The sequence below is a fragment of the Sphingomonas silueang genome (genome assembly GCF_040049155.1).
Classification (GTDB): Bacteria; Pseudomonadota; Alphaproteobacteria; order Sphingomonadales; family Sphingomonadaceae; genus Sphingomonas; species Sphingomonas silueang.
The window spans coordinates 91424-105719 of record NZ_JBDZDK010000013.1; the positions used below are offsets into that span (position 1 = coordinate 91424).

The following is a 14296-nucleotide window of genomic DNA, read 5'->3' on the forward strand; positions in this document are numbered from 1 at the left end:
ACGCCCATGCTGCCCCCCGACGCCCGCCCCGCAAGGCTCCAGTATCTGACCAACAATTTCCGCGTGCTGGTGGACGGCGATTTCGTCACCTGCGCGGTCAGCGGCACGCGCATCCCGCTCGACGAGCTGAAATACTGGAGCGCCGCGCGGCAGGAAGCCTATGCCGATGCCGACGCCGCGACCAGGGCGCTGGCCCCGCAGTGATCGCCGCCGCCCCGCCCCCCGCCCCGCCTCCTGTCATCGTCCAGCGCGCGCCCGCGATCGAACTGACCGGCACGCCGGGGCAGGGGGCGGTGCTGACCGGCCGTGCGCCGGAAGGCACCACGGCGCTGACGCTCGACGGCCGGCCGGTGGCGTTCGCGGCGGACCGCGCCTTCCTGATCGCGTTCGACCGCGATGCCGCGCCGACCGCGCAACTCGTCGCCACGCTGGCCGATGGTCGCCGCATCACCCGCAGCCTTACCGTCGCCCCCCGCGCGTGGCGGATCGAGCGGCTGCCCACCTTGCCGCGCGTATCGCAGCCCTCCGCCGAATTCCGGCGCCGCCGCGCCCCCGAACTGGCGCAGATCGCCGCCGCCCGCGCGCGTACCAGCGATGCGCAGGGCTGGCGGCAGCGCTTCGTCTGGCCGGTGCGCGGGCGGGTGTCGGGCCTGTTCGGGGCGCAGCGCATCTATGCCGGCGAGCCCGGCGCCTATCACTCGGGCGTCGATGTCGCGCGTCCCACCGGCACGCCTGTCGCCGCCCCCGCCGACGGGGTGGTGATCCTCGCCGCGGCCACGCCCTTCACGCTGGAGGGCAATCTGCTGATGATCGACCACGGCATGGGGCTCAACTCGGCGTTCCTCCACCTGTCGCGGATCGACGTGCAGGTCGGCGAGCGGGTGCGGCAGGGGCAGGTGGTCGGCGCGATCGGCGCGACGGGCCGCGCGACCGGACCGCATCTTCACTGGGGCATGAAATGGAACGACGCGCGGATCGATCCGCTGCTGCTGGCCGGGCCGATGCCGGAACCGGAACGCCCCTGAAACATTCCTTTTCGCAACCAACGGGGAGTATCCGAACCATGCTGCGCGCCGCCCTTCTGACCAGCCTAGCCGCCACCGCGCTCGCCGGTTGCGCCACCACTGCCGGAACGACCGCCGGTGGCCGCACCGCCACCGCCCCCTTGCGCACCGCCGCCGGGGCGGATGTCGGCACCGTCACCGCGACGCAGACGCCGGAGGGCATCCGCGTGACCATCGACGCGCGCGGTATGCCCGCGGGCACACACGGCGCGCACGTCCACACCACCGGTCGCTGCGACGGTCCGGACTTCACCACGGCGGGCGGCCACTGGAACCCGACGTCGAAGCAGCACGGCACCAGCAACCCCATGGGCCCCCACGGCGGCGACGCGCCCAACCTGACCATCGGCGCGGACGGCACCGGATCGCTCACCGTCACGCTGCCCTCGGGGACGATGGACGGGCTGCTCGATGCGGACGGTGCGGCGTTCGTGATCCACGCCAATGCCGACGATTACCGCACCGACCCCTCGGGCAATTCGGGCGGGCGCATCGCCTGCGGCGTATTCGCCGCCGCCTGATTGCCAATCGACGCCCGGCGCGGCATGGCCGGGGCATGACGACACGACGCGACCTCCTCGCCGGGCTGGGTGCCGCCGCCACCCTCGCCACGCTCCCCGCCACCGCCGGGCGCCGCCGCCCGGCGCTGGTCGCGGGCACCTATGCCGCGCGGGGCGGGGCGGGGGTCTACCCGGTCGAGCCCACCGCCACCGGGTGGCACGTCGCCGATCCGATCGCGAAGCTGACCGACCTGTCGTTCGGCGTCTCGCGCGGGGGCAAGGCCTATTTCGTCCATGAATCGCCCAAGGGCCGCCTGCTCGCCACCGACGGCGCGGGCGGCGTGCTTGCCGATCGGTCGAGCGGCGGCGACGATCCCTGCCATGTCGCGATCGACCGGCAGGGACGGATGCTCGCCGTCGCCAATTATTCGTCGGGAAGCGTCGCGCTCTATCCGCTGGACCGGAACGGCATCCCCGGCGCCCCGGTCGTCCGGCAACAGGCGGGCACCGGTCCGGACAAGGCGCGGCAGAACGGGCCGCACGCGCATTGGGTCGGCTTCACGGCCGACGGCGCCATGCTGCACAGCGTCGATCTCGGCGCGGACGCGGTGTTCGCCTATGAGGTGAGGGGCGCGCAGCTGTCGCAGCCCCGCCTCGCATGGCGCGCCCCCGCCGGGTCCGGCCCGCGCCACCTCGCCCGCCATCCGCGCCTGCCCGTAGCCTATGTCGTCACCGAACTGGCCAATACGCTGGTCACGCTCGACACGAAGCGCGACGGCAGCTTCGCCACCCGCACCACGCAGTCGCTGCTGCCGCCCGGCTACACCGGCGCATCCGCCGCCGCGCATCTCGCGATCGACCGGGCCGGGCGCACGCTCTATGCCTCCAACCGGGGGCATGACAGCATCGCGGTCTTCACCCTCGGCAGCGATGGCACGCCGACCCTCGCGCAGCACATCGCGTGCGGCGGCCACTGGCCGCGCTTCTTCCTGCTGCTGGAGGAGGCGGGCCTGCTGCTCGTCGCCAACGAACGCAGCGGCAATGTCGCGGTGTTCCGCATCGGCGGCGACGGGCGGCTGACCGCTACCTCTGAGACACTGGCGATCCCGGGCGTGGTGTTCCTCGACCGGGCATAGGAATGGGCGGTCGGCATCGGTCGCCGTCGCGAACCGTTCGTGTCGAGCGCAGTCGCGACACCCTGCGCACCGCCTGCGGCACGTCCCTCGACTATGCTCGGGACGAACGGCATCTGTGGGAAACCTGCCCCATCCGGTCCACCACCGCCGCCAGCGCCGCGTCCAGCACGCCCAGCATCGCGGTCCACCCGCCGATCGCATCCAGCTCGCCCGGCCCGTCCGATATCCCGCGCAGGCCCATCAGCGGCACCCCGAAGCGCTGGCACGCCCGCAGCACCGCGAACGTCTCCATGTCCACCATGTCGGCATCGATCGCGGCATAGTCGTCGCCGCCGACGATGTTCGCCCCCGTCGACAGCCGCGCGGCAGGCCAGTCGAGCGGCGTCGCCAGCGGTATCTCGGCAGCATGATCGGCAAAGGGCGTCACCCCCTTCGCCACCCCGATCCGCGTCGCGTCCATGTCCCGCCACGACACGCTCGCCACCTGCCATACCGATCCCAGCGGCAGCGTGCGCGACCCCGCCGACCCGATCGACACGACCAGATCGGGCAGCGCGCCCGCCGCCGCCAGTTCGCCCAGCGCCAGCGTCGTGCCCACCGCCGCCTCGATCGGGCCGACGCCGGTCATCACCGGCACGAACCGCGCCCTGAGACAGGCGCGATATTCGTGGGTAGTGGCCATCACGAACAGCACCCGCCGCCCGCCGATCGTCGTCACCTGCATCGTCGTTCCCCTTGCCCAGCCGCCCTCCGTGCCTGCGGGCGGCGGGACAGGCAAGGCCGCCTGCGCCCGCGCGGCATCCGCCTCGCGCCGCCGCTTCAGTGCCAGCGGGTTCTCCGGTAGTATCGCGCCCGCATTCCGTCTCGCTCACCGCCTGCGACAACTGGTGGAGGAAAGCGGTGCGTGTCGCGGAGCGCGATTACCCTTCGCGGGGGTGAAAGCGGATGTCCGACGAATATTGCGCGACCTTCTCGTCGGACGTGATGAGGGTAAGGCGGTCGACCATGGCCTGTGCGACCAACAACCGGTCGAAGGGGTCCTTATGGATCAATTCCAGCCGACGGACCCCGGTCGCATGACGACTGTTGATCCGTAGTTCGGTGTAGCCGGATTGCAGCAGTCCCGTGTGCAGGAGATCGGGTTCGACCGTGAAGGTGGCTTGTTCCAACCGACGTTTGATCGCGACTTCCCAGATGCTGACGGCGCTGAACAGGATGGTCTGCGCCGGATCGTCGAGCAGCAGGCGAACCGGTTCCGGCAATGCCGCCGATCCCTCCGCCGCCCACAGCAGCAAATGGGTATCGAGCAATACCGGCGTCACCCCCCGAACATCGCCTCGATCTCCGCCTGGCCGATCGTATCGAAATCGTCGGGGACGCTGATCCGCCCCTTCAGGAATCCGATGCGCGGCCCATGGGGTTTGCTGCCCTCGGTAACGGGGGTGTCGGGGATGACCTGCTCCGCCACCTGCATACGAACGGACGGCCGCTCGCCGAGCTTTACATATCGGCGAGACGCCCTCGACCGATAGTCCGGCAGATCAACGATGTTCCCGTCATCGCTGAACCGGTCCATCGGATGGAACCGCAGCATGGCAGCGCCCGGTTTGAAAACATCCGTCGCATATGACCGACGAACGTCGACGCAGGGTTCAGTCACCGACTTCCTCCGCCCCGCCGCTGTTCAGTCTTTCCTCGACGGATGCGCGTACGATGGCGAAGTTCTTTTCCAGAACGTCGGTACTTGTCACGAAAGCACCCAATTCCACTAGGATATCGAGCGCCAGCGCATTGGCGGCATCCCTCGACATACGAACCGATGCAAGTTCCTCGAATACCCGGCTGCGACCTACACGGTCGGGCCGATCCTCCTTTGCCTCCCATACCACCGAGGTCGTGCGGATGCTTTCCAGCAGGAAGCTGATCGAAACCATGTCATGGATCGGTTCGACGACGGCGGTATCTGCAAAGAGATGCTGGAACGCCCCGCCACGCTCGACCGGCCGATATTTTTCGGCATCGGTTGCCTGCTCGTTGGCGTCGCCCATTGTTTCCCAGCCTCCATGCCGATGCCGTATCGCTATTCCCATATGGTGCCGCCAGCAAGAAATTGCAGCAAGCAAACCGGCATCGCCGATATCGCTATTGCAAATCGAAAGCATTTATGCTGCAATATCGTCGTGATTTCCATGCCCGCAGCCGGATTCACCCACTTCCCCCGAACCGCCCACATTGCTAAGGCCCGCGCGTCAGCTACGCATTCGCGAGCGCGGCGCGCCCATGGGCACTCCTCCCGAACCGGCGGTGCCCGTGCCCGCCCGCGTCACCCATGGGAAGGACCCGCATGACCGCTATCGGCCAGGACACGCTCGGTACCCGCGACACGCTCGATGTCGGCGGCAAGACCTATTCTTACTATTCGCTGGCGAAGGCCGCGGCGAAGCTCGGCGACGTGTCGCGGCTGCCCTTCTCGATGAAGGTGCTGCTGGAGAATATGCTCCGCTTCGAGGACGGCGTGACCGTGACCGGCGAGGATGCGCAGGCGATCGTCGACTGGCAGAAGGACGCGCGCAGCGACCGCGAGATCCAGTATCGCCCGGCGCGCGTGCTGATGCAGGATTTCACCGGCGTGCCCTGCGTGGTCGATCTGGCGGCGATGCGCGATGCGATCACCGGCCTCGGCGGCGATGCGGCCAAGATCAACCCGCAGGTGCCCGTCCATCTCGTGATCGACCACTCGGTCATGGTCGACGAATTCGGCACGCCCAAGGCCGCCGAACAGAATGTCGAGCTGGAATATCAGCGCAACATCGAACGCTATGAGTTCCTGAAGTGGGGCTCCAAGGCGCTCGACAACTTCTCGGTCGTGCCGCCGGGCACCGGCATCTGCCATCAGGTGAACCTCGAATATGTCGCGCAGGCGGTCTGGTCGTCGGAAGCGACCGACGGCACCGGCACCATCGCCTATCCGGACACGCTGGTCGGCACCGACAGCCACACCACGATGGTCAACGGCCTCGGCGTACTCGGCTGGGGCGTCGGCGGCATCGAGGCGGAGGCGGCGATGCTCGGCCAGCCGGTGTCGATGCTGATCCCCGAGGTCGTCGGCTTCAAGCTGACCGGCAAGTTGCAGGAAGGCATCACCGCCACCGACCTCGTGCTGACCGTCACCCAGATGCTGCGTGCCAAGGGCGTGGTCGGCCGCTTCGTCGAATTCTACGGCCCCGGCCTGTCGTCGATGACGCTCGCCGACCGCGCGACCATCGCCAACATGGCCCCCGAATATGGCGCGACCTGCGGCTTCTTCCCGGTCGACGACAAGACGATCGATTACATGCGCCTGACCGCGCGTCCCGACGACGTCATCGCGCTGACCGAAGCCTATGCCAAGGCCAACGGCTTCTGGCGCTATGACGACGCCGCCGACCCCATCTTCACCGACACGCTCGAACTCGACATGTCGACCGTCGTGCCCTCGCTCGCCGGGCCGAAGCGTCCGCAGGACCGCGTCGAGCTGCCCAGCGTCGACGACGTGTTCAACGCCGACCTGACCAAGGTGTACAAGAAGGACGCGCCGAAGCGCGTCGCGGTCGACGGCGAAGGCCATGACATCGGCGACGGCGACGTGGTGATCGCGGCGATCACCAGTTGCACCAACACCTCGAACCCGTCGGTGCTGGTCGCCGCAGGGCTCGTCGCGCGCAAGGCCCGCGAAAAGGGCCTTCGCCCCAAGCCGTGGGTCAAAACCTCGCTCGCGCCCGGTAGCCAGGTCGTCACCGACTATCTCGACAAGGCGGGCCTGACCGAGGATCTGAACGCGGTCGGCTTCAACCTCGTCGGCTACGGCTGCACCACCTGCATCGGCAACTCGGGGCCGCTCGCGGCGCCGATCTCGGCGGCGATCAACGGCAACGACATCGTCGCCGCCTCGGTCCTGTCGGGCAACCGCAACTTCGAGGGCCGCGTGTCGGCCGATGTCCGCGCCAACTTCCTCGCCAGCCCGCCGCTGGTCGTGGCCTATGCGCTGAAGGGCACCGTGACCGAGGACATGGTCTCGACCCCGATCGGCCAGGGCTCGGACGGTTCGGACGTGTATCTCAAGGACATCTGGCCCTCGAACGAAGAGGTCGCCGACCTGATGGCCGCCAACATCGACGACGGCATGTTCCGTTCGCGCTACGGCAACGTGTATGCGGGCGACAGGCACTGGGCGGGCATTTCGGTCGAAGGGTCGGACACCTACAACTGGCCGACGTCGAGCACCTACATCGCCAATCCGCCCTATTTCGACGGGCTGACGATGACCCCGAACCCGATCGCCGACATCATCGAGGCGAAGCCGCTGGCGATCCTCGGCGACTCGATCACCACCGACCACATCTCGCCCGCAGGAAGCATCAAGGCGGACAGCCCGGCAGGCAAGTGGTTGATGGAGCGGCAGGTTTCGCGCGCCGACTTCAACAGCTACGGGGCGCGCCGCGGCAACGACAATGTGATGGTCCGCGGCACCTTCGCCAACATCCGCATCAAGAACGAGATGGTCCCCGGCGTCGAGGGCGGCATGAGCCGCTACGAGGGCGAGGTGCTGCCGATCTATGACGTCGCGATGCGCCACAAGGCCGACGGCACCCCGCTGGTCGTGATCGCGGGCAAGGAATATGGCACCGGATCGTCGCGCGACTGGGCGGCGAAGGGCACCAACCTGCTCGGCGTCCGCGCGGTCATCACCGAGAGCTTCGAGCGCATCCACCGCTCGAACCTCGTCGGCATGGGCGTGCTGCCGCTCCAGTTCGCGGACGGCGTGACCCGCCAGACGCTCGGCCTGACCGGCGACGAGACCTTCACCATCCAGGGCGTCGCCGACCTGCGCCCGCGCCAGGACGTGGAAGTCATCATGGTCCGCGCCGACGGCACGACCGAGACGTTCCTGACCAGGTGCCGGATCGATACCGTCAACGAGCTGGAATATTTCCTGAACGGCGGCATCCTCCAGTACGTGCTGCGCAAGCTGGCCGCGTAAGCGACGGGTTGCAACGACAGGGAAAGGCCGCGTCCCATGCGGGACGCGGCCTTTTTTCGTTGCAGGGGAAGGGGGGAGCGGCCAGGCAGATCGGCGATGCGCACGGTTTCCGACGATGCGGCGGTCCGCCTCTATCACCTCGACGACGAGGGCGGGATCGCGACGACGATCCTCTACGGCACGCTGGCCGAGGCACTGGCAGCGGCGGCACGCGAGCCGGAGGCGGTGCAGACGGGCCTGTATCTCCAGACCGCGAACGACGTGGTGGCGTATCTCGACCTGATCGAGGGGTAGGACCGGCGCGGACGCCGGTCCCGGCACGTCATTGATAGCCGCCTTCTTCCTCGCGTTCCTCGGCGGCTTCTTCCTGCGCCTCTTCCATGTCCTGCGCTTCGTTTGGCGTTTCGGGGTCGATCATCGCCTTGGCCTTTCCTCCGGGTAGCGGCAGCAGCGCCGCTCCGGCCTCAACCGGCGGGAAGGCGGCGGCGTTCCGTCGCGCTCACGCCGCCTGCCGCCGCTCGACGCGCCGGCACGGCAGGTCGAGGGCATAGTCGATCGTCTCGACCCGTCCGCCACGCCCGAGCGACAGGATCGAACTGCGCGTGCCGGTGGCGGCAAAGCCCAGCCGCCGCAGCACCGTGCCCGACGCCGGATTGTCGACATAATGGCCCGCCGTCACCCGTCCGATCCCGAGCGTCGCGGCGATGTCGAGCACGGCGCGCCCGGCCTCGACCGCATAGCCCCGGCCCCACGCGGCAGGCGTCAGCCAATAGCCGAGCATGTGCGGCTGGTCCTCCAGCGGGCCGATGCCGATCCCACCGATGAGGTCGCAGCGCCCGTGGTCATGCGCGAAGATCAGGAAGCACGGGCCGCCGTCGCCGAAACACCGCGCGATGAACGCCTCGGCATCGGCCAGACCATAGGGCCATGGCACGCGCGACAGGTTGCGCACGACCGCCTCATGGCCGATCGCGGCGGCAAGTGCGGGCGCGTCCTCGATCCAGCCGGGGCGCAGCGTCAGGCGTTCGGTACGGGCGAACATCGTCTCTCTCCAATGCGCCGCACCCCGTGGGGCGGGCAGGGGCCGGAGAGAGCATATGAAAAAAGGGAGCCGGGGTGTCCCGCCTCCCTCTTGTTGGCTGGTTCCTGATGCAGGAACCCGGGTCACCCTGGTGGGCAACCCGGTCGGTCACCCGTTATTCGGCGGCTTCGGCGTACTGTTCCACCTGCGCGAACTTACGGCCGAGCTTGCCTTCCTTGAACGACACGCGACCGTCGACGAGCGCGAACAGCGTATGGTCCTTGCCCATGCCGACGTTGGTGCCCGGATAGAATTTCGTGCCGCGCTGGCGCACGATGATGTTGCCCGCGATCACTTCCTGACCGCCGAACTTCTTCACGCCAAGGCGACGGCCGGCCGAATCACGACCGTTGCGCGACGAACCGCCTGCTTTTTTATGTGCCATGGATCAAACTCCTGTGTACGTTGCGCGGGCGCGGTTCAGGCGGCGGCGCTGTCGTCGGCGCGGTGGTCGCCGATCGCGGTGATCTTCAGGATCGTGTGCTGCTGGCGGTGGCCGTTGCGACGACGATAGTTGTGGCGGCGGCGCTTCTTGAAGACGATGACCTTCTCGCCCTTCGCCTGTGCGACGATCTCGGCGGATACGGTCAGCCCTTCGACCGACTTCAGGTCGGCGCCGTCACCGGCAAGGAGCACGTCGCCGAGCGTCACGCTGCTGCCAGCTTCGCCGTCGAGCTTCTCGACGACGATCTTGTCTCCTGCGGCAACGCGATACTGCTTGCCGCCCGTGCGCACGATTGCGAACATGGCCCTTGCTTCTTTCCCAAATGCAATATGTCCGCGTGAAGATACCCCACGCGGCAAGTAGCGGCCTGCCTACGTAAACCGCCCGTCGCTGTCAATGCCGAACACCGATTCGCGGACAGGATCGCATGTTGCAGCGCCGCAACAGCGCGGCGACAATCGCGCGACTCATGTCGGCACCGCCTTGTGTTCCTTTCTGTCCTGCCGAACCGTGGGAGCGCACTATCGGACCCGGAAAGGCCGGGCAGGGGGAGATAATCATGCGCCACGCCTCGTTCGCCGCGTCGCTGCTGTCCAGCGCGCTCGTCATCATGCCCGCCGTCGCGCAGGTTGCGCCGCCGCCGCCGCCGGAAGAAGTGGACGCGGGGCAGGAAGTCGTCGTCGTCGGCACCCGCGCGCAGAACCGCACCGTCGCCGAAAGCCCGGTGCCGGTCGACGTCATCACCGGCGATGCGCTGGTCAACGCGGGCTATACCGAGACGAACAAGCTGCTCAACCAGCTCGTGCCCTCGTTCAACTTCCCGCAGCCCTCGATCACCGACGGTACCGACGTGGTGCGCCCGGCGACGCTGCGCGGCCTGTCGCCCGACCAGACGCTGGTGCTGGTCAACGGCAAGCGCCGCCACACCACCTCGCTGCTCAACGCCAACGGTTCGGTCGGGCGCGGGTCGTCGGCGGTCGATCTCAACACCATCCCCAGCCTCGCGATCGAGCGGATCGACGTGCTGCGCGACGGCGCGTCGTCGCAATACGGTTCGGACGCGATCGCGGGCGTCATCAACGTGCAGCTGAAGCGCCGCGAGGGCGGGCGCGCGACGATGACCTACGGCAAGTACGTCTCGCAGATGGAAGGCGTCGGGCAGGTATCGGGCATCGCGACGCAGGCGAACGGCCAGCCGCAGGTCCGCGCCGACGGCACCTATGTGCTGAACGAGACGGGCAAGGACCGCGAGGTGCGCGACGGGCGCACCGTCACCTTCGCCGCCAACATGGGGCTGCCGGTCGGCGAAAGCGGCTATCTGAACCTCACCGGCGAATATCGCGACCGCGAACCGACCAACCGCGCGGGCTTCGATCCGCGCCGCAACTATCCGCTCCAGGCCGACGGCACCGTCGATTCGCGCGAATTCACCTTCGACCGGGTCAACCACCGCTATGGTGACGCCAAGACGACCGACTTCAACTTCTTCCTGAACGGCGGCGTCGATCTGGGCGCGTCGTCCGAACTCTACGTCTTCGGCAGCTACGGCATCCGCGACGGCGAGAGCGCGGCCTTCTATCGCCGGGCATCGGGCCGCGACAGCAACAGCAACATCCAGGACCTGCGCGACTGCACCTTCACCGGCACGGTCTGCACGCCCTTCTACGCCGACGGCTTCCTGCCGCTCATCACCAGCCAGATGGAGGATTTCGCAGGCGCGGTCGGCGTGAAGGGCGACCTGGGCGGGTTCAGCTACGACCTGTCCTACGTCTACGGCACCAACGCCTTCGATTTCCGGATCGAGAACAGCTATAACGCCAGCTACGGCCCGCAGTCGCAGCGCGCGTTCAAGGCGGGCGGCACCCGCTTCGGCCAGCAGACGGTGAACCTCGACCTGCAACGCGACCTGTCGGTCGGGTTCGTGTCCGACCTGTCGCTGGCGCTGGGCGCCGAGTACCGCAACGAGAATTACAAGATCGTCGCGGGCGAGCTGCAAAGCTATGCCGCCGGGCCGTTCGCCTTCACCAACGGCGCGGCGGCGGGGTCGCAGGGCTTCCCCGGCTTCTCGCCCAACAGCGTCGTCGACGCCTCGCGCGACAGCGTGGCGGGCTATGTCGAGCTGGACGGCAAGTTCAGCGATGCGTTCAACGTGGTCGCCGCCGGGCGGTTCGAGCATTACACCGACTTCGGCGACACGCTGAACGGCAAGGTCGCCGCGCGCCTCGCGCCCACCGACTGGATCGCGCTGCGCGGGTCGATCTCCACCGGCTTCCGCGCGCCGAGCCTTGCGCAGCAGTATTTCTCGTCGTTCGCGACGCAGAACATCGGCGGCACGCTGGTCGAGATCGGCACCTTCCGGGTCAACGATCCGGTCGCCCGCGCGCTCGGTTCGCGCCAGCTCGAGGCGGAAAAGTCGCTCAATATCGGCGGCGGCATCACGCTGACCCCGTTCCGCGGGCTGACGCTGACCGCCGACTATTACAACATCAAGATCGACGACCGCGTCATCCTGTCGGAGAATCTGCAGGGTACGGCGGTGGTCGCGGTGCTGCGCGCGGCGGGCATCCGCGACATCACCTCGGCGCGGTTCTTCATCAACGGCATCGACACCCGGACGCAGGGCGTGGAAGTGGTCGGTACCTACCGCGTGCCCGACCTCGGCATCGGCAGCGTCACGCTGACCGCGGGCTACAACTACAACCAGACCGACATCACCGACCGGTCGACGCTGTCGGCGATCCCCGGCGTGACGCTGTTCGGGCGGCAGGAATCGCTGCGCCTGACGCAGGGGCAGCCGCGCTCCAAGATCAACCTCGGCGCCGACTGGTCGCAGGGGATCTTCGGGCTGACCGCGCGCACCAACCGCTTCGGCAACACGCTGTCGCCGGGCGGTGCGGTGGCGACCGACGTGCTGCTGACGCCCAAGTGGCTGACCGACCTCGAAATCCGCGCGACGCCGGGGCAGTTCGAGCTGGCGATCGGCGCGAACAACCTGTTCGACGTCTATCCGACGCGCAACCCGATCCTCGGCGCGGCGGCGATCAACAACTATTTCATCCCGTACAGCAGCTTCTCGCCGTTCGGGTTCAACGGGCGCTATCTCTATGCGCGCGCCGGCGTGAAGTTCTGATGCGCGGGCGGGCGGGGTGCGATCCCGCCCGCCGCCTCAATGGCGATGTTCGCGGCGCAGGCGGTAACGCCCGTCGCTGTACGCATCGAACAGCCCGGTGATCGCGGGATGATCGACCGGCTCCTCGCTGTCGTCGGCGATCAGGTTCTGCTGGCTGACATAGGCGACGTACGACGCCTCGCCGTTCTCGGCGAGCAGGTGGTAGAAGGGCTGGTCCTTGCGCGGGCGGGCGTCCGCCGGGATCGATTCATACCATTCGTCGCTGTTGGCGAAGACCGGATCGATGTCGAAGATCACGCCGCGGAAATCGAACATGCGGTGGCGCACCACCTCGCCGATCGAGAAACGGGCATGGGCGACCGGCGGCAACGGCGTGCCGAGGTCGAGGGGGCGGGCGTGCATGGCCTTCATGGAAAATATTTAGGGTGCCGGTACGATTGCAGCAAGGAGGCGCTTGCAAGTCCCGAAACCTTGGGCTAACCGGCCCACCTCGCTGACCACCGTGCCGCGCTGACCTGCGGCACGAAGCGAAACCTCTGCGGAGAGGTGCCAGAGTGGTCGATTGGGGCGGTCTCGAAAACCGTTGTGCGGCAACGTACCGTGGGTTCGAATCCCACCCTCTCCGCCACTTATGCCCCCTGTGCGGCTGTCAATAATCCCTGAAAACTGCTATAAAAGCCCGGAAATCAGCGGTTTTTCGGTTCCGCTGCGTTTCACTCGATCCGACACAATCTCACGCGAAGTGTGGGGGGAAGTGTGGGGAAGAATTGAGGTGAGGTGGCATGGGAAAGCTCACTGCGCTCAAGATCCGATCGCTGATCGAGCCCGGACGCTATTCGGACGGGGACGGCCTGTTTCTCGAAATCAACGGCAAAGGGGCAGCCAGCTGGGTTCTTCGAATCCAGAATAAGGGAAAACGCCAGGATATCGGGCTGGGATCACTCAAAGCGGTTTCGCTCAGGGATGCCAGAGAGGCCGCGTTCCTAACACGCCAGAAGATCGCACAGGGCATCGACCCTGTCGCCGAGCGGAAGCAGGAGCGGCAGGTCATTCCGACGTTCCGCAAGGCCGCCGAGATGGTCCACGAGGAACACCAGAAGGCCTGGAAGAACGGCAAGCATCAGGATCAGTGGATATCGACGCTGAAGACCTACGCCTTCCCCAAGATGGGCGACCGCTTGGTCAGCGAAATCGAAGGCCCCCTGATCCGGGACGTGTTGGCTACGATCTGGCTGACGAAGCCGGAAACGGCGCGTCGTGTGCGGCAACGTATCGGCACCGTTCTCGACTGGTCCTACGCACGCGGGTTCCGCGCGACCGAAGCGCCGATGCGGTCGCTTTCCAAGGGGCTGCCTCGTCAGCCCAAAAAGGATAACCATTTCGCGGCCCTGCCTTATGCATCCGTGCCGAACTTCCTCGATAAGCTAGGCGAGCGGGAATCGGTGGGCCGCATCGCGCTGGAAGCGCTTATCCTGACGGCGGCGCGGTCGGGCGAAATTCGGGGCGCGACTTGGTCGGAACTCGATCTGGAAGCAGCGTTGTGGACGATCCCCGCCGAGCGGATGAAGATGGGGCGAATGCATGTCGTGCCCCTCGCGCCTGAAGCAGTGGCGGTGTTCGAGCGAGCCAAGACGTTCAAGGTTGGCGCTAGCGAGTTGGTCTTTCCCGGCCAGAACGTGAAAAAGCCGCTTTCGGATATGACGCTCCTTAAGATCCTTCGAGATATGGACCTCGCGGTGACGGTGCACGGGTTTCGGTCGGCATTCCGGGACTGGGTCGCGGAGCAGACGGATTATTGTAAGCGTGGCCTGAGGGCCGCCTTGCCCGTTTGGCCGTAGCCGGGATGCTTATCGTCTTTGACGAGGGCGCGGGCGGTGCGGGAAGTTTTCGGTTCTGAGACTGGTCGTACGAGCGCTCGTA

Annotated in this window: 16 protein-coding genes and 1 tRNA gene; 9 read left to right on the top strand and 8 right to left on the bottom strand. The window is 67.3% G+C overall.

The annotated features are described in order from the left end of the window. Nucleotides 1-6: 6 nt before the first annotated feature. Genes ABLE43_RS13640 through ABLE43_RS13655 form a run of 4 tightly spaced genes read left to right on the top strand, consistent with a single transcriptional unit; the run spans nt 7 to nt 2700 of the window. Nucleotides 7-204, top strand: a complete 198-nt coding sequence (locus tag ABLE43_RS13640) for a DUF2093 domain-containing protein (RefSeq protein WP_348978982.1) — start codon at nt 7-9, stop codon at nt 202-204. Further along, nucleotides 201-1025: a M23 family metallopeptidase gene (locus ABLE43_RS13645; RefSeq protein ID WP_425475272.1), complete on the top strand. Its 825-nt coding sequence runs from the start codon at nt 201-203 to the stop codon at nt 1023-1025. Before ABLE43_RS13640 ends, ABLE43_RS13645 begins: the two co-directional genes overlap by 4 nt. 38 nt (nt 1026-1063) lie before the next feature. Then, nucleotides 1064-1585 (top strand): superoxide dismutase family protein, encoded by a 522-nt coding sequence (locus tag ABLE43_RS13650; RefSeq protein WP_348978983.1) that lies wholly within the window; start codon nt 1064-1066, stop codon nt 1583-1585. Nucleotides 1586-1620: 35 nt separating this feature from the next. Further along, nucleotides 1621-2700, top strand: a complete 1080-nt coding sequence (locus tag ABLE43_RS13655) for a lactonase family protein (RefSeq protein WP_348978984.1) — start codon at nt 1621-1623, stop codon at nt 2698-2700. A 91-nt stretch (nt 2701-2791) separates the two neighbouring features. Here ABLE43_RS13655 and ABLE43_RS13660 read toward each other — a convergent pair whose 3' ends face one another. The 4 genes from ABLE43_RS13660 to ABLE43_RS13675 all read right to left on the bottom strand — a co-directional run bounded on the left by ABLE43_RS13660 (nt 2792) and on the right by ABLE43_RS13675 (nt 4748). Beyond that, nucleotides 2792-3424 carry a 5'-methylthioadenosine/S-adenosylhomocysteine nucleosidase gene (locus tag ABLE43_RS13660; RefSeq protein WP_348978985.1) on the bottom strand — a complete coding sequence of 211 codons (633 nt, stop codon included), beginning with the start codon at nt 3422-3424 and terminating at the stop codon, nt 2792-2794. Nucleotides 3425-3620: 196 nt separating this feature from the next. Further along, nucleotides 3621-4022, bottom strand: coding sequence for a type II toxin-antitoxin system VapC family toxin (locus ABLE43_RS13665; protein WP_348978986.1), 402 nt, complete (start codon nt 4020-4022; stop codon nt 3621-3623). Continuing rightward, nucleotides 4019-4360, bottom strand: a complete 342-nt coding sequence (locus tag ABLE43_RS13670) for a hypothetical protein (RefSeq protein WP_348978987.1) — start codon at nt 4358-4360, stop codon at nt 4019-4021. The genes ABLE43_RS13665 and ABLE43_RS13670 overlap by 4 nt, the downstream gene beginning before the upstream one ends. Further along, nucleotides 4353-4748, bottom strand: a complete 396-nt coding sequence (locus tag ABLE43_RS13675; RefSeq protein WP_348978988.1) for a hypothetical protein — start codon at nt 4746-4748, stop codon at nt 4353-4355. The genes ABLE43_RS13670 and ABLE43_RS13675 overlap by 8 nt, the downstream gene beginning before the upstream one ends. A 296-nt stretch (nt 4749-5044) precedes the next feature. Here ABLE43_RS13675 and acnA point away from each other — a divergent pair, with 296 nt between their 5' ends. Together acnA and ABLE43_RS13685 are read left to right on the top strand one after the other, a co-directional pair. Then, a complete protein-coding gene (acnA, locus tag ABLE43_RS13680; protein ID WP_348978989.1) occupies nt 5045-7720 on the top strand; it encodes an aconitate hydratase AcnA in 2676 nt (891 codons plus the stop codon). 96 nt (nt 7721-7816) lie between these two features. After that, nucleotides 7817-8014 (top strand): hypothetical protein, encoded by a 198-nt coding sequence (locus ABLE43_RS13685; RefSeq protein ID WP_348978990.1) that lies wholly within the window; start codon nt 7817-7819, stop codon nt 8012-8014. Nucleotides 8015-8219: 205 nt separating this feature from the next. Here the strand turns inward: ABLE43_RS13685 and ABLE43_RS13690 are convergent, their stop codons facing one another. From ABLE43_RS13690 to rplU, 3 genes are all read right to left on the bottom strand, one after another. Then, a complete protein-coding gene (locus tag ABLE43_RS13690) occupies nt 8220-8762 on the bottom strand; it encodes a GNAT family N-acetyltransferase (RefSeq protein ID WP_348978991.1) in 543 nt (180 codons plus the stop codon). A gap of 154 nt (nt 8763-8916) precedes the next feature. Continuing rightward, nucleotides 8917-9186 carry a 50S ribosomal protein L27 gene (gene rpmA / locus ABLE43_RS13695; protein WP_348978992.1) on the bottom strand — a complete coding sequence of 90 codons (270 nt, stop codon included), beginning with the start codon at nt 9184-9186 and terminating at the stop codon, nt 8917-8919. Nucleotides 9187-9221: 35 nt separating this feature from the next. Beyond that, nucleotides 9222-9548 (bottom strand): 50S ribosomal protein L21, encoded by a 327-nt coding sequence (gene rplU, locus ABLE43_RS13700; RefSeq protein WP_348978993.1) that lies wholly within the window; start codon nt 9546-9548, stop codon nt 9222-9224. 257 nt (nt 9549-9805) lie between these two features. Between rplU and ABLE43_RS13705 the strand changes: the two genes are divergently transcribed. Further along, on the top strand, nt 9806-12376 hold the full coding sequence (locus tag ABLE43_RS13705; protein ID WP_348978994.1) for a TonB-dependent receptor plug domain-containing protein: 2571 nt from the start codon (nt 9806-9808) through the stop codon (nt 12374-12376). A 36-nt stretch (nt 12377-12412) separates the two neighbouring features. Here ABLE43_RS13705 and hspQ read toward each other — a convergent pair whose 3' ends face one another. Then, nucleotides 12413-12778 (bottom strand): heat shock protein HspQ, encoded by a 366-nt coding sequence (gene hspQ, locus ABLE43_RS13710; protein WP_348979000.1) that lies wholly within the window; start codon nt 12776-12778, stop codon nt 12413-12415. A gap of 138 nt (nt 12779-12916) precedes the next feature. On the opposite strand from hspQ, the gene ABLE43_RS13715 reads away from it, so the two are divergent. Together ABLE43_RS13715 and ABLE43_RS13720 are read left to right on the top strand one after the other, a co-directional pair. Beyond that, nucleotides 12917-13004: transfer RNA gene (locus ABLE43_RS13715), tRNA-Ser, on the top strand. Nucleotides 13005-13158: 154 nt separating this feature from the next. Then, entirely contained in the window at nt 13159-14214 is a 1056-nt protein-coding gene (locus ABLE43_RS13720; protein ID WP_348978995.1) for a tyrosine-type recombinase/integrase, read from the top strand. Nucleotides 14215-14296 lie beyond the last annotated feature (82 nt).